This is a genomic window from Chryseobacterium subflavum (assembly GCF_055762745.1).
Map to the genome: position 1 here is coordinate 900,565 of NZ_JBVTMR010000001.1, position 23,468 is coordinate 924,032.

Sequence of the window (23,468 nt, forward strand, 5' to 3'; positions counted from 1 at the left end):
TTATTCTTAATTTAAGTGTATTATTTACATTTATTTAAAATAGAACGTTATATTTGTTTTTCATTGCATTGTTGCTGAATAATACTGGCAATTTGTGTAAAATAAGAATGAAAACATAATTATCCGTAAAAATCTGTGAAATCAGTGGTTTAAAAATGATTAATCACAAAATCCACAGCCTTTTTCGGACTTTATTGAAACCATACTACCTATGAAAAGAATTGTATTAATACTATGTGCAACACTGGCAGCATCTTTATTTTTTGCTCAGAATCATTATAAATACCCATTCAGAAACCCGGATCTTCCGGTTAATGAAAGAATAGAGAACCTTCTTACTTTGCTGACTACAGAAGAAAAGATAGGAATGATGATGGATAATTCCCAGGCAGTTCCGCGTTTGGAAATTCCAGCCTATGGATGGTGGAATGAAGCACTTCATGGGGTGGCAAGAGCAGGAACAGCTACTGTTTTTCCTCAGGCAATCGGGATGGCGGCCACATGGGATGTTCCGGAGCATTTTAAAACCTTTGAAATGATTTCTGATGAAGCAAGGGCAAAATACAACAGATCTTTTGATGAGGCTCTAAAAACAGGACGGTATGAAGGACTGACCTTCTGGACACCCAATATCAATATTTTTCGTGACCCAAGATGGGGAAGAGGCCAGGAAACCTATGGTGAAGACCCTTATCTGACCTCTGTTCTGGGTGTTGCTGCAGTAAAAGGTCTGCAGGGAAACGACCCGAAATTTTTTAAAACCCACGCCTGCGCCAAACATTTTGCGGTACACAGCGGACCGGAATGGAACCGCCACTCTTATAACGCAGAAATCTCAAAAAAAGATCTGTATGAGACGTATCTTCCCGCTTTCAAAGCATTGGTTCAGGAAGGAAATGTAAGAGAAGTGATGTGCGCTTACAATGCTTTTGACGGACAGCCATGTTGTGCAAACAATACTTTACTTACTGAAATTCTCCGTGGAAAATGGAAGTATGACGGAATGGTGGTCTCAGACTGCTGGGCACTGGCCGATTTCTTTCAGAAAAAATACCACGGCACCCATCCTGACGAAAAAACAACGGCAGCAGATGCCCTGAAACATTCTACGGATCTGGAATGCGGAGATACTTATAACAATCTGAATAAATCTCTTGCCAGCGGACTGATTACCGAAAAGGATATTGATGAGTCGATGCGCAGAATCCTGAAAGGATGGTTTGAGCTGGGAATGCTTGATCCGAAATCTTCCGTTCACTGGAATACCATTCCGTATTCTGTAGTCGATTCTGAAGAACATAAAAAGCAGGCACTGAAAATGGCACAAAAATCAATTGTGCTGATGAAAAACGAAAAGAATGTTCTGCCTCTCAGCAGAAGTATTAAAAAAATTGCCGTTGTAGGACCAAACGCCAACGACGGATTGATGCAGTTAGGAAACTATAACGGAACTCCTTCTTCAATTGTCACGATTTTAGACGGAATCAAAACCAAATTTCCAAACGCTGAAATTATCTACGAAAAAGGAAGCGAAGTAACAGATCCTTCGTCCAGAACCTCACTCTATCAGAATTTTATCAGTCAGAAAAACGGCTCGAAAGGAATGAAAGTAACGTTTTTTAATAACAATGAATTCAAAGGCCAGCCGGCAAATACTTCCGTAAATTCCACTGCAATCAGCTACAACAGTTTTGGAGGAACCCAGCTTGCACCCAATGTAGGAAGAGAAAATACCTCAGCCATCATTTCAGGGATTTTTAAAAGTACCTATACAGGAGAGGTTGTGTTTTCTGCTTCCACTTCCGATGTCTATACCCTTTTCGTGGACGGAAAAGAAATTGCCACAAGAAAAGGACCTGATGCAAGACATCCTTCAGAGTTTCCTGTAAAAATGGAAAAAGGAAAAGAATACAAGATAGAACTGCGTCATACACAAAAAGGAAAATATGTGAGTATCACTTTTGAAGTGTACAGAAAAGACCTTGTTAATTTTGTTTCGGTGAGGGAAAAGGTGAAAAATGCAGACGTTATTGTCTTTGCAGGCGGACTTTCTCCAAGTCTGGAAGGTGAAGAGATGATGGTAAATGCAGAAGGCTTCAGAGGAGGTGACAAAACTTCGATTGCCCTTCCTAAAGTGCAACGGGAACTGTTAGCGGAGCTTAGAAAAACCGGAAAATCTGTTGTTTTTGTTCTTTGTACCGGAAGTGCTCTGGGATTGGAACAGGATGAGAAAAATTATGATGCCCTGTTGAATGCCTGGTATGGCGGACAATCAGGAGGAACGGCCGTAGCAGATGTTTTGGCAGGGGATTATAACCCTTCAGGAAAATTACCCATTACCTTTTACAAAAACCTTGAGCAGCTGGATAACGCTCTTTCAAAGACAAGCAAACACGAAGGATTTGAGAATTATGATATGCAGGGAAGAACCTACCGTTATATGACGGAAAAACCTCTTTATCCGTTCGGGCATGGCCTGAGCTATTCAAAATTTGTTTATGGAGATTCAAAACTCAGCAAAAATACTATCAATACCAACGAAAATGTGACGATCACAATTCCGGTAACCAATGTTTCAGAAAGGGATGGCGAAGAAGTCGCTCAGGTCTATATCAAAAGAAATAATGATACCCAGGCACCGGTAAAAACGTTAAGGGCTTTTGAGAGGACTTTAATCAGATCTAAAGAAACAAAAAATATTCAGCTGACCCTCTCCAAAGATTCATTTGCCTTCTATGATGAAAAAGCAGATGATCTGGTTTCAAAACCTGGCGACTATACCATTTTTTATGGCGGAACTTCTGATGAAGCCGTGTTGAAAAGCATTCCATTAACAGTAAAATAAAAATTGATTCAAGACAAATTGAGACATGCTTTAGTTTTCAAAATAACGATCTATGACAACCAAAAATAAAATATTTTCCATCGCGATTTCCCTCAGTGCTGCTTTTTTTTCGGCTCAGAATAATACGGTTCGTACCTTTAACCTTGATCTGAAAGAAACCTCTACACCTATTAAAATACAGCCCACCATGTACGGGATTTTTTTTGAAGACATCAATTTTGCAGCAGATGGCGGATTGTATGCGGAACTAATTAAAAACCGGAGCTTTGAATTTGATGAACCTTTCACAGGATGGAAACAGCCCAATACAAAAACACTTTCCCCTAATCTGTATTCCGGATTTCTGACCATTTATTCTGATCCTGCCAAAACCAATAAAAATTACGCACGAATTACCGTTCTGAATGATAAAAAATATATTCTGGAGAATGAAGGATTCAGAGGAATAGGGCTTCATCAGGGAGAACAATATGATTTCAGTTTTAATCTGCAGAATGTTTCAGGAAATGTTGCTGCGGTAAAGGCAAGTCTTGTTGATGAAAATGAAAAGGAAATTTCTTCAGTTTCCATACTCATAAAAGAAAAGGGATGGCAGAAGTATACAGCTGTTTTCAAAGCACCTCAAACTGTAGAAAAAGCAAAACTGCGGATTACATTTACCGGAAACGGCATCGTGAACATGGATATGATATCCCTCTTCCCGCAAGACACCTGGAAAGGCAGAAAAGGCGGCTTACGAAAAGATCTCGTTCAGAAACTATACGATTTGCAGCCCGGATTTTTGAGATTTCCTGGAGGCTGTATTGTAGAAGGAAGAACGTTGGCTGAGCGGTATCAGTGGAAAAAAACAATAGGAAATGTAGCAGACCGCGAATATCTTATCAATAAATGGAGTACAGGATTTCCACATCGTCTTACACCGGATTACGGACAGTCTTTCGGACTGGGATTTTATGAATATTTCCAGCTTTCCGAAGATCTGGGTGCAGAACCCGTTCCTATTCTGAGCTGTGGAATGGCATGCCAGTTCAACACAGCGGAGTTGGTGAAAATGGAAGACCTTGATCCTTATATTCAGGATGCCCTTGACCTGATTGAATTTGCCAACGGAGATTCCGGCACAAAATGGGGTAAAATCCGTACTGAAATGGGGCATCCAAAGCCTTTTAATTTAAAATTTATCGGAGTGGGAAATGAACAGTGGGGAGCGGATTATATCGAACGCTATAAAGTATTTGAAAAAGCCATTCACACAAAATATCCTGACATTAAGATTATTTCCGGAAGTGGACCGTCACCCGACGGCGAGTTCTTCGAATATGGATGGAAAGAGTTGAAGCAGCTTAATGCACAGATTGTTGATGAGCACTATTACAATTCCCCCGAATGGTTTATGAAAAATGCAGGCAGATACGACCAGTATGACCGCTCCGGGCCAAAAGTTTTTGCCGGGGAATATGCAGCCCAGTCTGTAGGCGTGGTAAAGCCTGATAATAAAAATAACTGGTTAACCGCTCTTTCAGAAGCTGCTTTTATGACCGGACTTGAAAGAAACGCAGATGTGGTCTATATGACTTCCTACGCACCGCTTTTTGCCCATGCTGACGGCTGGCAGTGGACGCCCGATCTCATCTGGTTCAATAATCTGAAATCCTACGCGACCCCGAATTATTATGTTCATAAATTATTTTCCAACAATAAAGGAACGGATGTATTAAAAATAGAACATAACGGAAAAGCGGTATCCGGCCAGGAAAAATTATATGCTACAGCTGTAAAAGATGCCAAAAATAATGAGATCATTATTAAAATGGTCAATACTGATACTCAGGCTAAAACGGTAAGTATCAAACCAGAAACTCTGAAAATCGGTAAAAAAGTAACCAAAATTCTTCTGTCTGCGCCGCAGCTTTCCAGTGAAAATAATTTCGATGCTGAACCTGTGAAACCCAAAGAGGAGAATTCAGAAGCTAAAAAAGGTGAAATTTCAACAGAAATTCCGGGCAATTCTTTGGTTGTTTTAAAGGTGAAAACAATTTAAAAAACTGTTTTATAGTATGTTATAAAAAATAAGTGTGTTTTTTACATTTATTTAAAATAGAATCTTATATTTGTTTTTATCTCATCAGGAGAATTTAAAATCTCAATAATCAAAAACGTTTCACCACCATGAAAAAATATGTTATCGGGCTGGACTACGGTACAGATTCCGTACGGGCCGTCCTTATTGATACTGAAAACGGTTCCGAAATAACTTCTTCAGTCAGCTACTACCAGAGATGGAAGGAAGGCCGATTCTGTAATCCTTCAGCCAACAGTTTCAGACAGCATCCTTCAGATCATATTGAAGGTCTGGAAAAAACGATTTCAGAAATAGTAAAAGAAAGCGGGATACCGGCAGAGCAGATCGTCAGTATTTGTATTGATACTACAGGCTCTTCACCGTTACCAGTAACAAGTGATGGAACTGCTCTGGCGCTGGTTCCGGGATTTGAAGAGAATCCCAATGCCATGATGGTTTTATGGAAAGACCATACTGCCATTCGTGAAGCCGAAGAAATCAATACCCTTGCAAGAACCTGGGGTGGTGAAGATTATACAAGATATGAAGGCGGTATTTACTCTTCAGAATGGTTCTGGGCTAAAATACTGCACATCAGCAGAGCAGATGCAGAGGTAAAAAATGCTACGTACACCTGGATGGAGCACTGTGATTATCTGACCTATCTTTTATCAGATCATAAAGACCTGGCAACATTCAAAAGAAGCCGTTGTGCTGCCGGCCACAAAGCCATGTGGCATGAGTCGTGGGGCGGTCTGCCTTCCGAAGAGTTTCTCAACAGGCTAGATCCTTCTCTGGGAGCGCTCAGAGGAAGATTATACAAGGAAACCTATACTTCAGATGAAATTGCCGGCTACCTGAATGAAGAATGGGCCGCAAAAACCGGTCTTACCACCAAAACCATCATTACCGTAGGAACCTTTGATGCCCATTCAGGAGCTGTAGGAGCCAGAGTGGAAGAAAATACACTGATCAGAATCATGGGAACTTCCACCTGTGACATTATGGTTGCCTCGCAGGAAGCTATCGGGGACACAACTGTAAAAGGAATCTGCGGACAGGTTGACGGCTCCGTAATTCCCGGACTGATAGGGCTTGAAGCAGGACAGTCAGCTTTTGGAGATGTTCTGGCATGGTATAAAGATATCCTGATGTGGCCGGTTCACCAGGTTATGGTGCATTCCGAAAGTATTTCAGAGGAGCAGAAAACAAAGCTCGCTGAAGAAATGGAGGACGGACTTATCAGAAAATTGACCCTTGAAGCAGAAAAAATTCCTCTTTCAGATACTGTTCCGGTTGCATTGGACTGGGTAAACGGAAGGAGAACACCGGATGCAGACCAGGAACTTAAGGCAGCAATTAGTCAGCTTTCTCTGGGAACAAAAGCTCCTCATATTTTCAAAGCTTTGGTCAATGCTATTTGTTTCGGAGCTAAAAAGATCGTTGACCGTTTTGAAGAGGAAGGGGTGAAAATCAATAAAGTGATCGGAATCGGAGGAGTAGCAAGGAAATCGCCGTTTATCATGCAGACACTCGCTAATGTTTTGGATATGCCGATTGTTGTTGCCGCTTCGGACCAGACTCCCGCGTTAGGGGCTGCTGTTTATGCAGCTGTATCAGCAGGAATTTATCCGACCGTACAGGAAGCAAGCATGAAAATGGGCTCTGCATTTGAAGCGGAATACCATCCGAAAGCGGAAGAAGTACAACACTACAGAGAATTAATGCAGCAATACCAAAAGCTCGCTGATTTTGTAGAATACAATACCAAACTGAAAAACAACAGGAAGGAACTTCAGAACTCCTGATTCTCCCATTTTAACCTTTTTAATATACTCAAAATGAATACCTATAAAGAACTCCAAAGAGAATGTTATGAAGCGAATATGCAGTTGGATGCCCTGAAGCTGGTGGTCTATACCTTCGGGAATGTGAGTGCTGTAGACCGTGATAAAGGTGTTTTTGCCATTAAACCAAGCGGTGTTCCCTACGACATTTTAAAGCCTGAAGATATGGTGATTCTGGATTTTGATGCCAATGTCATCGAAGGCAGTCTCAGACCTTCTTCCGATACCAAAACCCATGCTTATCTGTATAAAAACTGGGAAAACATCGGTGGAATTTCCCACACCCATGCGATCTATTCCGTAGCGTGGGCACAGGCACAAATGGATATTCCTGTTTTCGGGACCACTCATGCGGACCATCTTACGACAGATATTCCCTGCGCTCCGCCTATGCGGGATGAGCTGATTGAAGGAAACTACGAATACAATACAGGAATACAGATTCTGGAATGTTTTAAACAAAAACAGCTCTCTCCGGAAGAGGTAGAAATGGTTCTGATCGGCAATCACGGCCCGTTTACCTGGGGGAAAAATGCAGAGAAAGCAGTTTACAACAGCAAAGTACTGGAGACCATTGCCGAAATGGCTTATCTCACCAGACAGATCAATCCTGATGCGGAACGACTGAAAGACTCACTCATCAAAAAACATTATGAACGTAAGCACGGCAAGAATGCTTATTACGGACAGGAATTTAAACACTAAACACTTCAACATAACAACTATTAACGATCAACAAAATTATGTTAACACCTCTCAATACCAAAGAAGTCTGGTTCATCACAGGAAGTCAGCATTTATACGGACCTGAAACACTTGCCCAGGTGGCAGACCATTCACAGAAAATTGTGGCAGAACTTGAAAAATCTTCTTTCATCCCGGTAAAAGTCATTGTAAAGCCAACGGTAAAAACTACCGAAGAGATATTTGAAACCATTGCAGCCGCTAATCATGCAGAAAACTGTATAGGAGTAATCACGTGGATGCATACCTTTTCACCCGCTAAAATGTGGATCAGAGGACTAAAAATTTTACAGAAGCCTCTTCTGCATCTGCATACCCAGTTCAACAGAGATATTCCATGGTCCACGATGGATATGGATTTTATGAATCTTAACCAGGCGGCTCACGGGGACCGTGAATTTGGTTTTATGGTAAGCAGGCTCCGAAAGAACAGAAAAGTAGTGGTTGGGCACTGGTCGGAAGAAAGGGTTCAGAAGCAGATCGGTGACTGGAGCCGTGTTGCAGCAGGATGGGACGACTGGCAGGGCGCTAAATTTGCACGTTTCGGAGATAATATGCGGTTTGTAGCCGTTACAGATGGTGATAAGGTGGAAGCTGAAACCCAGTTCGGCTTTTCAGTCAATACCTGGGGAATAGGTGATCTTGTAGGCGTTATCAATTCTGTAAGTGAGGGAGAAATAAAAAGCCTTATGGAAGAATATGAATCTTCTTATCATATGGCAGCTTCCCTTTTGGAAGGAGGAGCCAACAGAAGCTCACTTCACACCGCCGCAAAAATTGAACTAGGACTTGAAAAATTTTTAAAAGACGGAGGATTTAAAGGATTTTCAGATACCTTTGAAGACCTTCACGGGCTGGAGCAGCTGCCGGGAATTGCCGTACAGCGACTGATGCAGAAAGGATACGGATTTGCAGGCGAAGGAGACTGGAAGACAGCAGCACTCGTACGTGCCATGAAAACAATGGGGCAGGGCCTTGAAGGTGGAAATGCCTTTATGGAAGATTATACCTATCATTTAGACCCTTCCAATCCTTCTATTTTAGGCTCCCATATGCTGGAAGTAGACCCTGTGCTGGCTGCCGGGAAACCTTCATGTGAGATACATCCACTGGGAATCGGAGGAAAAGCAGATCCGGTTCGTCTTGTTTTTAACTCCAGAGGAAATATTGATTCTCTGAATGCTGCCCTGATGGATTTTGGAAACCATTTCAGACTGCTGATCAATAAAACCAGAGCATTGGAAATTACAGAAGAGTTGCCAAAACTCCCGGTAGCAAGGGTTTTATGGAAACCTCTTCCTGATTTATATACGGCCGCAGAAGCCTGGATACTGGCAGGAGGGGCACACCATACATGTTACAGTGAAAATATTTCAGCAGAACAGCTGGAAGATTTTGCTGAGATAGCAGGAATTGAATCATTAGTCATTGATGAAGATACCAGAATGCGTGACTTTAAAAATACACTTCGTTGGAATGAAATGTATTATCGTTAATTAATTTTAAAAAATATGTAAATAATTATGAAAAAAACAACATATAACGGCATTTTTATTTTATTATTTTTAATTATTTTCGGCTGTAAAAAAGAAAATAATAAACAGGATATTTCAGGAAAAATGGAGAATATTTCTACTTCAGACTATGGAGTGACGCCAAAAGGCGATTCTATTAAAAAATATACGTTGACCAATAAAAACGGGATGAAAGTTGAGGTCATCAACTTCGGGGGAATTATCACATCCTTAACCGCTCCGGACAGAAATGGGAAATACGAAGATGTAGTGCTTGGCTTTACAAAACCCGAAGGATATTTCGATGGCAACCCTTATTATTTCGGTGCTTTGATCGGAAGATACGGCAATAGGATTGCCAATGCCAAATTCGCACTGGAAGGTAAAACATACGAAATTGATAAAAATGATGGTCCCAACAGCCTTCACGGAGGAAAGGAGGGATTTCATACCAGATTCTGGAATATTGAGGCAGTAAAAGATGCAAAATTTCCGACATTGAAATTATCTTATATCAGTGCAGATGGTGAAGAAGGATATCCGGGGAAATTAACAACAACTGTTTTTTACACGCTTACAGACGACAACGCCTTGGAAATTTCTTACGAGGCTGAGACGGATAAGCCTACAGTGGTAAATCTTACCCAGCATTCTTATTTTAACCTGTCCGGGAATTTTACTAAAACGATTACTGATCATGAACTGCAGATTAATGCAGATCATTTTCTTCCGGTGAACGAAACCTTAATTCCTACAGGTGAGCAGAAAGCTGTAAAAGGGACTCCTTTTGATTTCACGATATCAAAACCGATCGGAAAAGATATCAGTGCAGACGACGATCAGCTGAAAAAAGGAAAAGGGTATGACCATAACTGGATCCTGAATGGAAAAGGACTTAGAAGTATCGCCAAAGTATATCATCAGGGAACAGGAAGGCTGATGGAAGTTTTCACCGATGAGCCTGGTGTGCAGTTTTATTCCGGAAATTTTCTTGACGGAAAATTTGATACCAAAACAGGTGGTAAAAATGAATTCAGAACAGGATTCTGCTTAGAGACCCAGCATTTTCCTGATTCACCAAACCAGCCTTCTTTCCCTTCTACAGAATTGAAGCCTGGGCAGAAATACCACTCGAAAACCATCTATAAATTCTCCGTTAAAAACTAAACTATGGGAAAATTAGCAACTATTGATATCATCATATTTCTGATCTATTTCGTAGTGGTAGCTTCCTACGGATTATGGATCTATAAAAAGAAAAAATCTGAATCTACAGGAAGTAAAGATTATTTCCTTGCCGAAGGATCTTTGACCTGGTGGGCTATCGGAGCCAGCTTAATCGCTTCCAATATTTCTGCTGAACAGTTTATCGGAATGAGTGGCGAAGGTTTCTTTGTCGGAATCGCTGTTGCCGCTTACGAATGGATCGCTGCTCTTGCGTTGATTATTATTGCGGTCTGGTTTATTCCGATCTATCTTAAAAATAAGATCTATACCATGCCTCAATTTCTGGAGAGAAGGTATAACAAATCTGTTTCACTGATCATGGCTGTATTCTGGCTGTTTCTGTATGTTATCGTGAATCTTACTTCTATCCTTTATCTGGGTGCTCTTGCTATTGATACTTTACTGGGAGGAGAACATCTTCACGGTATTATGATCGCTCTTCTGCTTATGGCCCTTCTGATTGGTCTTGGAGGTATGAAAGTGATAGGATATACAGACGTTATACAAGTGGCAGTTCTTATCATTGGTGGTTTTGCAACGGTGTATATGGCGCTGCAGATTGTGGACCAGAGAATCAACGGAGCAGCTGTAGGAAATGCTTTAGCAGGATTTAATACCCTGATCAATGAGGCTCCGCAGCACTTTAAGCTGATTCTTCAAAAACCAACAACCACCACAACTACGTTGGCAATGCCTCAGAATCTGGATGTACAGAAGTATGTCGTATTACCTGGTTTGGCGATGTATTTTGCCGGTCAGTGGATTGTTAACCTGAACTATTGGGGTTGTAATCAATACATCACCCAGAGAGCTTTAGGGGCAGATCTGAAGACGGCAAGAACAGGAATTCTGTTTGCTGGTTTTCTGAAATTATTCATGCCTGTAATCGTAATGCTTCCGGGAATTGCCGCTTATGTTTTATATTCAAAAGGACATCTTCCGGGATTCAACGGAGTGAAAGACGGAGCCTACTCTGCAATATTAGGATTTTTACCAGTAGGATTGAAAGGATTGGCTATTGCCGCTTTGACCGCAGCGATTGTGGCTTCACTGGCAGGAAAAGTGAACAGTATTTCAACTATTTTTACGCTGGATATCTATAAAAAATACCTTAAAACAGATGCCACCGAAATCCAGATGGTGAGAACAGGCCGTTGGGTCATTATTATTGCCATGATGGTTGCATTGGCTTTTACCTGGACAGACGTTTTAGGAATTGGAGGTGAAGGAGGTTTCACATTTATCCAGAAATATACAGGCTTTATCAGTCCTGGAGTTTTTGCCATGTTCCTTCTGGGAATGTTCTGGAAGAGAACAACCGGTACAGCTGCATTGGTAGGAGTTATCTTAGGTTTTGTCCTGGCGATCTTCTTCAACAGTTTTGCTGTAGAGATTTTCGGGAAAGAAACATGGTTGTATACTGCATTCACTTATGAAAAGCTGGAGAATGGTGTAGTTCATACCATTACCGAGATTCCTTTCCTGATCAATATGGGATGGTCATTCTTTATCACGATAATCGTGATGATCCTGATCAGTCTTGCAGGTCCGAAAGTAAACCCTAAAGCTTTTGCCATTGATGTGACGATGTTTAAAGTGGATAACAGAACTTTAGTATTGATCGTAATGACGCTGCTTTTACTGACGGCCTTGTATGTAAGGTTTTGGTAGAAATTATTATACATAACAAATAAAATAGGATGCTGAAAAAGCATCCTATTTTTTTTGATCTTAGAATTGGTTATGTACGTTTAGTTCATTGCTATAAATTTGAACTTAAACAGCTGGCAGGATGTACCATAATAATCCCAAAGATGTAAGTTTGAATTACCATCCATGGTACAGTTGGGAATATCCCAGCCGCGTGTAGGATCCACCTTGGATAGTATTTTGTAATAACCATTAGAGACAGCAACTACCTGCCAGGCTTGTGCGTCATTACTATAGTTCTGCCAAAGCCTGATCGAAGTTCCCAATGTATTACTATTGCTGGCCAGATCAATACAACGATTGGTTGCGCTGGCTTTGGATACAAAACGCCAGTAGCCATTACCTGCGTCAATGGCAACCCATCGCTGTGCAGCAGCGCCATTCCTTGTCCATGGCCTTAATACTGCACCATTGGCGTCTTCTCCTGATTTCAGATCAACTACTTTGTTGGCATCAGTCTGAAATTCGATCTCATAAATACCATTATTAACCAGGCTACTGTTTGTGTTGCAGTTGGCAACGGGGTAGTTGGAGGATGCATATTGCTGAAACCACTGTTTAACCGGGGCAGCGCAGGCTTCCCAATCGTTGTTGTAAGCTGTTCCTGCATTAGGATCGCCTTTGTGGAGGAGGTTATCCGGGGCAAGAACATTCCAGCTTACATTGCCGGATTGATCCACGATGTATTTTAAATTGGCACCAAATCCGCTTCCGCCTGCCGTACCGGTATTACCAATGCCGAAGGTACCATATCCTTGTGGTGCCCAATCGGTCTCGGTAATGGCGATCGGTGCAATGTCTGCAATCGGTTTAACGTTGACATTCCATGCGTTCTGAAAGGATTGATAGTTGTTGAGACCACCCCAGTAACCGGGATAAATATGAACAGCGTAGCCAATATTACCTCCTGTGATCTGATTATTGACATAGCCTTGATAATGCGATTGCCAGCCTGTACCCGGAATCCAGCAAACATTGTTGGCTCCGTTGTTACGGATGATATTAACCAGTGGCTGAAAGAAGTTTTTGAGTGCTGCAAAATGCTCATTTCCCGTACTACCCCAAGCACCATTTGTTCCCAGGATTTCAACAGGTTCGTTAGCTAATTCAAACATCACATTGTCAGCATTCTTTAATCCGGGATGCTGAGACAGAAAAGTCCATACGGTCTTCAGATAGCTATGGTACGCATCATTGACTGCAATACGATTTGGGCATACACCTGGTGGGCGAAGGATGACATACATTCCCAGACTGCGGGCATGGTTGATCAGTGGGATAATTACCTGATCGGTGTAGGTAACCAGGCGGCTGTAATTGAATCTTGAGATATCGTTCTCCGGGATAGCCGGTCCGGGATCATTGGTCCAATACGGATCAATATGAAGGCGGATGTAATTGAGGTACCAGCCATCGGAAGCGCTGCTGAGCTTGTTCATAACAGCTTTGTTGTAGTTCAGAGCACCCTGTACATTGTAATTATCCCAGGTACAGTAGCCGGAATTCGCACCATATTGACATCCATTGAACCAGGGGCTGGGGGTTATGGCAACCCCATGTAAGATAACGTTATTGTCACAAGGGTCTTTAAGGTATCTGCCTCCAACATGCAGCATTGGAGTTGCTGCCAATGCTCTTGCACTGGCATTGGCGCTTACATTGTTTTCAGGTTCTTCTTGTAAAGTTTTTTCCATCCGGGAGCAGCCCGAAAGAATGGTTAACAGAAAGGCCATAAATAGCCACATTGTGTTTGTTCTCATAATTTATATATTAAAGGGTTATTAATTTTGTTTTTGGTGATCGATTTTTTCCTCTTTACCCTTAGAAGGATCATGCAGATACTCGATTTTTTTAAATCTTAATGGGATAGTTGACTGGACAGGGCGTATTGACTAAAAACTGCTTATCTCAAAGTGTTGTAATCTGTTGCGGTTTTTCGGCATTAATCACGGGGAGGAAATGACAGGACTATCTCTGTCAGGTTTCAGATATGAAAACCCTTATTCTCTTTTTCTCCATTTTTCACGCATGAAGCATGATATGATGAAAATTCAAATAAATGATATTTGTTGTTGTTAGTTTTGTATAAAAATACATATTTATTTAAATATATGGCAATATTTTAGTTAAAATTAACATAAAAAAATCATATCATAAATATAATAATTGGCAAATAGTTATAATTGTTTTATTTGAAAGGGAAAATAGAAAACCTTATCATAAATTTTCTTTATGATACTTCTATAAAAAGGCGCAAATGTTTATTTGCCAGCTGAAATTTCCAGGTTAGCTCAAAAAAAAATCCCGTAAAAAACGAGATTTCATTTATCTTAAGGTCATAGAAGATTTGTGGAAAGGTGCAGGGTATAGATATTAAATAGATGATTTGCATAATATCAAAAACAATTACATTTTAAACATAAACCCGCGCGATATTTTCTTGGTGTATTTTTTTTCGTCAAAGCGGTAAAGAAAAGAACCTTTTCTGGATGAGGTCATATCCTTTTTATTGGTATTGACAAGGATATCCATGCTATTGATCTTGCTTGTGAAATTACGCTTATCGAATTTTTCGTCAAAAATGGCTTCATAAAGATTCTGAAGATCCTTCATGGTGAATTTTTCAGGAAGAAGCTCAAAGCCGATAGGTCCGGTGGAAGCTCTTCTCCTCAGTCTGGCTACCGCATCCTTTACCATATCGTTATGATCGAAAATAAGATCCGGTGCTTTCTGAAGCTCAACCCATTCTGCACTGTACTGTTCATTGATCTGAATATCTTTTTCAATATTGATCAATGCATAGTAGGAGATTGACATGATTCTGGCTGTAGGCTCACGTTTAATTTCCGTATAACATTTCAGCTGTTCAAGATAAATATTTTCAAGACCAGTTAATGTATACAGAACCCTGTTGGCCGCTTCATCGGATGTCTCTTCACTGCCAATGAATCCACCCATGAGGGACCATTCGCCCATCTGGGGTTCAAAATTTCTTTTTACCAATAGGATTTTAAGATTTTCGCCATCAAAACCGAAAATAATGCAGTCAACAGCAACCAGGTGTTTGGGATATTGGGAGTAATCCTCAGTCATCTTTTATATTTTGATGCAAAGGTAAAACTTTTATACTTACGATCTTATACAAATGTAATTCTTACACTTTTAAATCTGAATCATTATTTTTATTAAAACGATTCTACAAAGGTATTTTGGGAGCTAAAACTGGGATTAAAAATGAAAAATAGCAATGAAATCCAGTTAAATGTATATGAATTTAATGTTAAAATTGTGTTAAAATTAGAATTAACACTTATTATTATTAATTAAAATAGCTTAACGTTAAAAATACGATAAGGTATTCACTATATCATTGAAATTTTTATTAAAACGTATTCTTAATTCATTTTCATAGGGAATCCTGTGATTGCAAAGTTTTCTTTTTCTGTGAATTGATTATCTTATTTTTTATGATAAGGTAGTGGCTTTTCTTTTATTTTCCGGGCTTTGTGAAAGGTTTTAAATAAAAAAATAACTAAAACAGACTCAAAAAAAGTTTCGTATATAGATTGTTTCCATTATTTTAGAAATGTTGAATTAACATTTATTCATGAGACCAAAATTTTCAGTTATTTTATTGTGTTTCACTTCATTTACCTCAGCGCAGGTAAAGGAGAAAATTCATTATTTCCCTTTGGAAACTGTAAGGTTATCAGAGAGTGTTTTCAATAAAGCCATGACAGCAGACCGGAAATACCTTATGGAGATGGAGCCGGACAGATTGCTGGCTCCCTATCTTAAGGAAGCCGGACTAAAACCAAAAGCAGATAATTACCCCAATTGGGAAAACACCGGCTTGGACGGTCATATAGGAGGACATTATCTTTCTGCATTATCATTAATGTATGCTTCTACAGGTGATTCCGGAATCAAGCAGAGGATTGATTATATGATCAGAGAGCTGGAACGATGTCAGAAAGCCTCTCCGGACGGATACATTTCTGGGGTTCCCAACGGGAAAAAGATCTGGAAAGAAATAAAGCAGGGGAATATACGCGCCTCAGGTTTTGGATTGAATGATCGCTGGGTTCCTTTGTATAATATTCATAAGTTATATGCAGGATTACGCGATGCATATTGGTACGCAAAAAGTGACAAAGCAAAGACAATGTTGATCCGACTTACGGATTGGATGCTGAATGAAGTGTCAGGTCTTTCTGATGAACAGATACAGGATATGCTGCGCAGTGAGCATGGAGGACTTAACGAAGTTTTTGCGGATGTTTACGATATTACCCATGACAAAAAATATCTGCAACTGGCTCATCGCTTTTCCCATCAGGCTATCCTTAATCCTCTTCTGGCGGGAGAAGATAAGCTTACAGGTCTTCATGCCAATACACAAATTCCAAAAGTAATCGGCTACAAACGCATTGCTGATCTTGAAAATAATACTTCCTGGAGTAATGCCGCTGATTTTTTCTGGCATAATATTACCGAGAAAAGATCGTCTGTTATTGGCGGGAATAGTGTCAGTGAGCATTTTAACCCTGTCAATGATTTCAGCAGCATGATAAAAAGTATAGAAGGTCCGGAAACCTGCAATACCTATAATATGCTCAAGCTGACGAAAGAGCTTTATGCAACGCTGCCTGAATCTTATTATATCGATTATTACGAAAAAGCATTATACAATCATATCCTTTCCACGGAAAATTATAACCAGGGAGGCTTCGTGTACTTTACCCCGATGCGTCCCGGACACTATCGTGTTTATTCACAGCCTCAGACTAGCTTCTGGTGCTGTGTAGGATCAGGGATGGAAAATCATGCCAAATACGGGGAAATGATTTATGCCCGGTCGGATAAGGATTTATATGTGAACCTGTTTATTCCTTCCACATTGACCTGGAAACAGCAAAAAGTAGTGCTCCGACAGGTGAACAACTTCCCGAAAGTTCCTGAAACAACACTGATCTTTGATGCCGCAGGAAAATCAGAATTTGGTTTAAAACTAAGATGTCCGGAATGGACCACAGCCTCGGAAGTAAGAATTCTGATCAACGGAAAACAGGAGAAAGTACAACGAGGTTCCGATGGCTATTTTACACTGACTAAAAGATGGAAAAAAGGAGATGTTGTGAAAATGATTTTGCCGATGCATCTTTCTGCAGAACAACTTCCTGACCATTCCAATTATTATGCATTTAAATACGGTCCTGTAGTGCTTGCCGCAACATACGGTGCCGAAAACCAACAGGGACTTCTTGCGGACGATAGCAGAGGCGGCCATATTGCTCATGGTCCGCAGATTCCTTTAAACGAAATTCCAGTTATCCTTGGAAATTCTTCCGAGGTGGTTAGCCATGTTTCACCTTTGAACAGTAAACCGCTCAACTTTGCCGTTACAGGGCTTTATCCGTCGGAAAAATTCGGGAAAGGTTTAGAGCTTGTACCGTTTTACAGTATCCAGGCAGAAAGATATATTCTGTACTGGCCGCAGGCCGACAAAAACGGGATAGAAAATATGCTGAAACAGAAGGCGAAAGAGGAATCGGAAACCAAAGAACTGGATGTCATCACAACTGATAGAATCCAATTAGGAGAACAGCAGCCGGAATCAGATCATTTTATAGAAAGCAAAGACTCAGGTACAGGCTATATGGAAGACCGGCACTTCCGAGATGCCAAAGGCTGGTTTAGCTATCAGATGAAAAATAACGGAAAAAATGCTTCATTCCTTTACCTGCTTTATTTTGATGCCAATGCCAATCGAGTACTGAATATTGAAATCAACGGTAAAAACATCATTACTCAGAATTTGAACGGAAAGTCCGGAGCCTTATCTCAATATCTGGTTGTTCCGATACCGGATTCAGAAAAGAATAAAGAACATCTAACGGTAAAATTCCTGGCAGATGAAAAATTGATGACCGCTAAAATCATCGAAGTCCGTTTGCTGAAAGGAAAATACGAAAAGCAATACAAGCTGAACTAAAAATAAAAACAGATTTTTCCCATGAAAAACAGAACCCTATACTTATTATTTTTTCTGGCAGCCATTTGCAGTTTTCATGCAAAAGTAAGGCTCCCTGCTTTGGTTTCGGACGGGATGATCCTTCAGAGGAACCAGGATCTGAAAATCTGGGGATATGCAGATGCGGGAGAAAAAATTACGGTTAAGTTTATTAGTAAAACCTATCATGCCACGGCTGATCAGAATGGCAACTGGACCCTTATGCTTCCAAAGCTTAATGCCGGTGGTCCATATAGCATGACAATTAATGAGATCACCATTAAGGATATCCTTATTGGAGATGTATGGGTGGCTTCAGGGCAATCCAATATGGAACTTCCGATGCGCAGGCTGACACCTCTTTATGAAAATGAAATTAAAAATGCCAATAATCCGAATATAAGATTCTTTACTGTCCCGCAGAAATATAATTTTAAAGCGCCTCAAAATGATCTTGACGGCGGGAAGTGGGAAAGTACCAACCCTCAGACTATTCTTGATTATTCAGGAGTTGCCTATTTCTTTGCCAAAGAACTGAATGAAAAAAACAAAGTTCCGGTAGGAATCATTCACACCAGCCTCGGAGGCTCTCCGGTTCAGGCCTGGATGGATGAAAACTCACTGAGAAAATATCCGGAATATCTTACTGAAGCAGAAAGATGGAAAAATGATGACCTGATAAAAACCACAGAATCTCAGGAACGGTCCCTAAGCAAAGCATGGTATGCAGAGCTTGATCAGAGTGATATAGGGTTGAACCAGCACTGGGAGAAAGATAATGGGGATGATTCCGGATGGAAAACCATGGTGGTACCGGGATCGTGGGAGGATCAGGAAGGCTCGTTTGACGGTTCGGTATGGTTCCGCAAAGAAATTATTCTTCCAAAAGGAGTGGATTTGAAAACAGCATTTTTGAATCTGGGAAGGATAAAAGATGCTGATGTTACTTACATCAATGGAATTAAAGTAGGAAATGTGACTTATGAATATCCGCCACGTTGGTATGATGTTCCCAAAGGTGTTTTAAAAGAAGGCAAGAATATCATTACCGTAAGAGTAATCAATGGAAGCGGGAAGGGGCAGTTTATTTCCGATAAACCGTATTACCTCGAAATTGACGGACAAAAAACAGATCTTAAAGGCGAGTGGAAATATAAAATAGGAGCAAAAATGGAAAAAATGGCTCCCGGACAAACTTTTATCCGGTGGAAACCGTTAGGACTTTATAATGCCATGATTAACCCGCTGATCAATTATAACATCAAAGGATTTATCTGGTATCAGGGTGAAAGCAATACAGGAAAACCTAAAGAATATGGAGATTTGCTATCAACAATGATTTCACTTTGGCGTTCAAAATGGAACAAGAATGATTTGCCTTTCCTGATTGTGCAGCTGGCTAATTTCATGGAGAAAAAAGATGAACCTCTGGATAGTGGCTGGGCTGAGCTGAGAGAGCAGCAGAGACAGGTTTCCCTCAATGTTCCTTACGCAGGGCTTGCAGTAGCTATTGATTTAGGAGAATGGAACGATATTCATCCGCTGAATAAAAAAACAGTAGGTGACAGATTGGCTTTACAAGCCCTGAAAATTGGGGAAGGTAAAAAGATTATTGCAGACGGACCCGTTTATCAGTCCATGAAAACAGAAGGGAATACCATTATTTTATCCTTTAAACCCGGAACAGATGATCTGGTACAGGGAGAACTGAAAGGTTTTGCCATACAGCAGAAAGATGGCAGCTACCAATGGGCCAAAGCAGAAGCTAAAGGTAGTAAAGTCATTGTCTGGAATGACCAGGTCACCAGCCCTGTCAATGTACGTTACGACTGGGCAGACAACCCGGATGGCAATCTTAAAAACAAAAATGGGCTGCCTGCTTCACCTTTTACAACAGAAAAAAATTAATTTAACATAGAAAACCTTATTACAATCAATGGATAATCAACCGCAAAAAATATCGGTAATAGAAAAAGTAGGGTATAGCCTGGGAGATCTGGCAGCCAATCTCGTTTTTCAGACCCTGGTAACCTACTTAACCTATTTTTACACAGATATTTACGGACTCAAGGCAGAAGATGCCTCTGTCATCACCCTTACCGTAGGTTTAATTGCCGGATTTGGCTTTAACCCGCTTATCGGAGCACTGGCGGATCGTACAAGCTCACGATGGGGGAAATTCCGTCCATGGATTCTATTTACCGCTGTACCGCTTGGTATTGCAGCCTTGTTAGCCTTTAGCACGCCTCACTTTTCCTATCAGGGTAAAATGATCTATGCAGCGGTTACCTATTCATTATTGTTGCTATTATACGCATCCAATAACTTGCCGTATGCTGCGTTGAGCGGTGTTATTACGGGAGATATGGGAGAAAGGAACAGTATTTCTTCATACCGTTTTGTAGCCGTGATGTTTGCACAGTTCTTTGTACAGGTATTTATGCTTCCCATCATTTTATATGTAGGACACGGAGATAAAGCTCAGGGAATTGAAACTGTTATGACATGGCTGGCGGTGATCGGATCCATAATGCTTCTGATTACTTTTTTTACGACCAAAGAAAGAATCATTCCCAAGCCGGAGCAGAAATCAAGTCTGAAAGAAGATTTAAAAGATTTATTCCAGAACAGACCGTGGATTATTATGCTTACCGTGACCGCATTTATATTTATCACATTGGCTATGAAAGGAGGATCTTATGTATATTATTTTAACAACTATGTGGATGAAAATGCCCTGAAGAGCTTTATCTCACCGATTACCGCATTTTTTAATTCTGCAGGGATGAATTTCTTCGGAGAAGATCCAAAGTCTGCGGGATTCGGATTATTTAATGCAGGAGGAATTGTCATGATGATCGTCGGGATTACTTTCTCTAAAAGGCTGGCAGACAGATTTGGAAAGCGTGATACTTTTATTGCTTCATTATTTATCTCTACATTGTTCATCCTGATGTTTATATTTTACCCTCCGAAAGCAGTAAAAGTGATGTTTTTGTCACAGATCTTACACGGATTCTTTTACGGAATCAGTACGCCGCTTTTGTGGGCCATGATTGCTGATGTTGCCGATTATTCGGAATGGAAAAACAACCGCAGGGCAACGGCTATTATCTTTTCCGCAATGATGGTTGGCTTAAAAGTAGGTCTCAGCATCGGAAGCTCACTGGTCGCTTTGATCATTGGGAAATACGGATACATTTCAGTACACGGGAGCGAACAGGCTATTCAGCCTGAAACAGTGGCTGCAGGAGCGAAAATGCTTGTGAGCATATTTCCATCCATACCGTTTTTCATTGCCTGTGGACTGCTTTTATTCTACAAAATCAACAAAAAAATGGAAGTTCAGATTGAAAAAGATCTGGCTGAAAGAAGAAAATAAACGATTACTATGAAACGTATTTTACTAGGTTTGGCGGCTCTTACTGCTGCCGGTCTGTCGGCGCAGAAGTCTGACGGTACTTTAAAAAAAGCATTTCAGGATAAATTTTACATCGGAACGGCGATGAGTCTTCCCCAGATTGACGGTACAGATAAAAAAGCAGTAGCCATCATCAGAAACCAATTCAGCTCTATTGTTGCTGAAAACTGTATGAAATCTATGTTCCTTCAACCTCAGGAAGGGAAGTTCTTCTTTGACGATGCCGATAAATTTGTTGATTTCGGAATAAAAAACAAGATGTTCATCATCGGGCATACGTTAATCTGGCATTCCCAACTTCCAAAATGGTTTTTTACAGATAAAAATGGAAAGGATGTCTCTCCGGAAGTATTGAAACAACGCATGAAAAACCATATTACAACGGTAGTTTCCCGTTACAAAGGGAAAGTAAAAGGATGGGATGTGGTGAATGAAGCCATTATGGAAGACGGAACCTACAGAAAAAGTAAATTTTACGAAATCCTGGGTGAAGATTTTATTCCTTTGGCATTTCAGTATGCACAGGAGGCCGATCCCAATGCAGAACTATATTATAACGATTATAATGAATGGTATCCTGAAAAGGTAAAAGCAGTCATTAAAATGGTTGAAAAGCTTAAATCAAGAGGAATCCGCATTGATGGGGTGGGAATGCAGTCTCACGTCGGAATGGATAATCCTTCTATGGATGAGTATGAAAAAGCAATTGTAGATTATTCCAATGCCGGAGTTAAAGTTAATATAACAGAACTGGAAATAAGTGCGCTGCCTTCTCCATGGGGAAGCTCTGCCAATGTTTCAGATACCGTTGCCTATCAGAAAGAAATGAATCCTTACATCAAAGGACTTCCCAATGAAGTAGAAACGAAATGGGAAAAACGCTATCTTGATTTCTTTGGTTTGTTTTTGAAACATAAAGACAAAATAAGAAGAGTAACCTTATGGGGTGTTACCGATAAGCAATCCTGGAAAAACGATTTCCCGGTAAAAGGAAGAACGGATTACCCGCTACTTTTTGACAGGAAAGATCAGGAGAAACCAGTAGTACAAAAAATAATAAAATTGGCAGAGAAAAACTAAAATCAATAGAATTTTTACTTAATGAAAAAATCAAAATATTTATTCCCGGAAGATTATATGGCAGACCCTTCCGTTCACGTTTTTGAAGATAAAATCTATATCTATCCTTCTCATGACCGCGAAAGTGGAATTGAAGAAAACGATAACGGAGACCATTTTGACATGAATGATTATCATGTCTTCTCAATGGATGATGTGGAAGGTGGAGAAATTAAAGACCATGGCGTAGTACTTTCGGTAAAAGATATTCCATGGGCGGGAAGACAGCTGTGGGATTGTGATGTTGCGTTCAAAGACGGTAAATATTATATGTACTTTCCCTTGAAAGATCAGAATGATATCTTCAGAATCGGGGTTGCTGTGAGCGACAAACCTTACGGGCCTTTCATTCCTGAAAAGCATCCGATGATGGGCAGTTACAGCATCGATCCGTGCATTTTTGAAGATAAGGGAAAATATTATATGTATTTCGGAGGAATCTGGGGTGGACAATTACAGCGCTACAGGGATAATAAAGCACTTGAATCTGCTGTAATTCCCGAAAATAATGAACCTGCAATCCATTCTAAGGTAGCTTTGCTGAGCGATGATATGCTTGAATTTGCTGAAGCACCTAAAGACGTTGTCATCATTGATGAAAACGGAAAACCACTGCTTCATGGAGATAAACACCGCTTTTTTGAAGCATCATGGATGCATCAGTACAACGGGAAATATTATTTTTCTTATTCCACAGGAGACACCCACCTGATTTGCTATGCAACCGGGGATAATCCTTACGGGCCGTTTACCTTTCAGGGTGAAATTCTTACTCCGGTGGTAGGATGGACTACTCATCATAGTATTGTGGAATTCAAAGGGAAGTGGTACCTGTTTTTCCATGATTCTGTTCCCAGTGGCGGTAAAACATGGTTGAGAAGTATGAAAGTGATTGAACTGGAATACGATCAGGAAGGGAAAATCAAGAGGATTGAAGGTCTGGAAGACCGGTCATAGTCATCTTTA

14 protein-coding genes are annotated in these 23,468 nt (G+C 40.5%); 12 read left to right on the forward strand and 2 right to left on the reverse strand.

The features are described from left to right. Positions 1–211: 211 nt before the first annotated feature. The 7 genes from AC0INN_RS03995 to AC0INN_RS04025 all read left to right on the forward strand — a co-directional run bounded on the left by AC0INN_RS03995 (position 212) and on the right by AC0INN_RS04025 (position 11,910). Positions 212–2,845, forward strand: coding sequence for a beta-glucosidase (locus tag AC0INN_RS03995; protein WP_273647706.1), 2,634 nt, complete (start codon positions 212–214; stop codon positions 2,843–2,845). Positions 2,846–2,897: 52 nt separating this feature from the next. Beyond that, a complete protein-coding gene (locus tag AC0INN_RS04000; RefSeq protein ID WP_306611844.1) occupies positions 2,898–4,886 on the forward strand; it encodes an alpha-L-arabinofuranosidase C-terminal domain-containing protein in 1,989 nt (662 codons plus the stop codon). Positions 4,887–5,014: 128 nt separating this feature from the next. Then, complete coding sequence (locus AC0INN_RS04005) at positions 5,015–6,715, forward strand: ribulokinase (RefSeq protein WP_273647708.1); 1,701 nt, start codon at positions 5,015–5,017, stop codon at positions 6,713–6,715. A 33-nt stretch (positions 6,716–6,748) separates the two neighbouring features. Further along, positions 6,749–7,459, forward strand: a complete 711-nt coding sequence (locus tag AC0INN_RS04010) for an L-ribulose-5-phosphate 4-epimerase (RefSeq protein ID WP_273647709.1) — start codon at positions 6,749–6,751, stop codon at positions 7,457–7,459. Positions 7,460–7,497: 38 nt separating this feature from the next. Continuing rightward, a complete protein-coding gene (gene araA / locus AC0INN_RS04015; RefSeq protein WP_273647710.1) occupies positions 7,498–8,994 on the forward strand; it encodes an L-arabinose isomerase in 1,497 nt (498 codons plus the stop codon). A 27-nt stretch (positions 8,995–9,021) separates the two neighbouring features. Continuing rightward, the gene (locus AC0INN_RS04020) at positions 9,022–10,179 is read left to right on the forward strand and encodes an aldose epimerase family protein (RefSeq protein ID WP_273647711.1); all 1,158 of its coding nucleotides are present in this window, start codon (positions 9,022–9,024) and stop codon (positions 10,177–10,179) included. A gap of 3 nt (positions 10,180–10,182) precedes the next feature. Continuing rightward, positions 10,183–11,910: a sodium:solute symporter family transporter gene (locus AC0INN_RS04025; protein WP_273647712.1), complete on the forward strand. Its 1,728-nt coding sequence runs from the start codon at positions 10,183–10,185 to the stop codon at positions 11,908–11,910. An 80-nt stretch (positions 11,911–11,990) separates the two neighbouring features. Here the strand turns inward: AC0INN_RS04025 and AC0INN_RS04030 are convergent, their stop codons facing one another. Together AC0INN_RS04030 and AC0INN_RS04035 are read right to left on the reverse strand one after the other, a co-directional pair. Continuing rightward, positions 11,991–13,709, reverse strand: coding sequence for an RICIN domain-containing protein (locus tag AC0INN_RS04030; RefSeq protein WP_273647713.1), 1,719 nt, complete (start codon positions 13,707–13,709; stop codon positions 11,991–11,993). 646 nt (positions 13,710–14,355) lie between these two features. Further along, positions 14,356–15,042 carry an NUDIX hydrolase gene (locus AC0INN_RS04035; RefSeq protein ID WP_172278194.1) on the reverse strand — a complete coding sequence of 229 codons (687 nt, stop codon included), beginning with the start codon at positions 15,040–15,042 and terminating at the stop codon, positions 14,356–14,358. A 514-nt stretch (positions 15,043–15,556) separates the two neighbouring features. Between AC0INN_RS04035 and AC0INN_RS04040 the strand changes: the two genes are divergently transcribed. The 5 genes from AC0INN_RS04040 to AC0INN_RS04060 are packed head-to-tail and all read left to right on the forward strand — an operon-like array spanning position 15,557 to position 23,459. Next, entirely contained in the window at positions 15,557–17,944 is a 2,388-nt protein-coding gene (locus AC0INN_RS04040; protein WP_306611849.1) for a glycoside hydrolase family 127 protein, read from the forward strand. 21 nt (positions 17,945–17,965) lie between these two features. Next, positions 17,966–19,870 carry a sialate O-acetylesterase gene (locus AC0INN_RS04045; RefSeq protein WP_306611851.1) on the forward strand — a complete coding sequence of 635 codons (1,905 nt, stop codon included), beginning with the start codon at positions 17,966–17,968 and terminating at the stop codon, positions 19,868–19,870. A 28-nt stretch (positions 19,871–19,898) separates the two neighbouring features. Next, on the forward strand, positions 19,899–21,344 hold the full coding sequence (locus AC0INN_RS04050; protein WP_273647716.1) for an MFS transporter: 1,446 nt from the start codon (positions 19,899–19,901) through the stop codon (positions 21,342–21,344). A gap of 9 nt (positions 21,345–21,353) precedes the next feature. Next, positions 21,354–22,463 (forward strand): endo-1,4-beta-xylanase, encoded by a 1,110-nt coding sequence (locus tag AC0INN_RS04055; protein ID WP_306611854.1) that lies wholly within the window; start codon positions 21,354–21,356, stop codon positions 22,461–22,463. A gap of 21 nt (positions 22,464–22,484) precedes the next feature. Then, positions 22,485–23,459, forward strand: a complete 975-nt coding sequence (locus tag AC0INN_RS04060) for a glycoside hydrolase family 43 protein (RefSeq protein ID WP_273647718.1) — start codon at positions 22,485–22,487, stop codon at positions 23,457–23,459. The last annotated feature ends 9 nt before the right edge of the window (positions 23,460–23,468 follow it).

Coding starts and splice junctions, on each gene's coding strand:
- AC0INN_RS04000 (WP_306611844.1), top strand. CDS start 2,898: ATGACAACCAAAAATAAAATATTTTCCATCGCGATTTCCCTCAGTGCT.
- AC0INN_RS04045 (WP_306611851.1), top strand. CDS start 17,966: ATGAAAAACAGAACCCTATACTTATTATTTTTTCTGGCAGCCATTTGC.
- AC0INN_RS04010 (WP_273647709.1), top strand. CDS start 6,749: ATGAATACCTATAAAGAACTCCAAAGAGAATGTTATGAAGCGAATATG.
- AC0INN_RS04030 (WP_273647713.1), bottom strand. CDS start 13,709: ATGAGAACAAACACAATGTGGCTATTTATGGCCTTTCTGTTAACCATT.
- AC0INN_RS04040 (WP_306611849.1), top strand. CDS start 15,557: ATGAGACCAAAATTTTCAGTTATTTTATTGTGTTTCACTTCATTTACC.
- AC0INN_RS03995 (WP_273647706.1), top strand. CDS start 212: ATGAAAAGAATTGTATTAATACTATGTGCAACACTGGCAGCATCTTTA.
- AC0INN_RS04035 (WP_172278194.1), bottom strand. CDS start 15,042: ATGACTGAGGATTACTCCCAATATCCCAAACACCTGGTTGCTGTTGAC.
- AC0INN_RS04020 (WP_273647711.1), top strand. CDS start 9,022: ATGAAAAAAACAACATATAACGGCATTTTTATTTTATTATTTTTAATT.
- AC0INN_RS04005 (WP_273647708.1), top strand. CDS start 5,015: ATGAAAAAATATGTTATCGGGCTGGACTACGGTACAGATTCCGTACGG.
- AC0INN_RS04025 (WP_273647712.1), top strand. CDS start 10,183: ATGGGAAAATTAGCAACTATTGATATCATCATATTTCTGATCTATTTC.
- AC0INN_RS04055 (WP_306611854.1), top strand. CDS start 21,354: ATGAAACGTATTTTACTAGGTTTGGCGGCTCTTACTGCTGCCGGTCTG.
- araA (WP_273647710.1), top strand. CDS start 7,498: ATGTTAACACCTCTCAATACCAAAGAAGTCTGGTTCATCACAGGAAGT.
- AC0INN_RS04060 (WP_273647718.1), top strand. CDS start 22,485: ATGAAAAAATCAAAATATTTATTCCCGGAAGATTATATGGCAGACCCT.
- AC0INN_RS04050 (WP_273647716.1), top strand. CDS start 19,899: ATGGATAATCAACCGCAAAAAATATCGGTAATAGAAAAAGTAGGGTAT.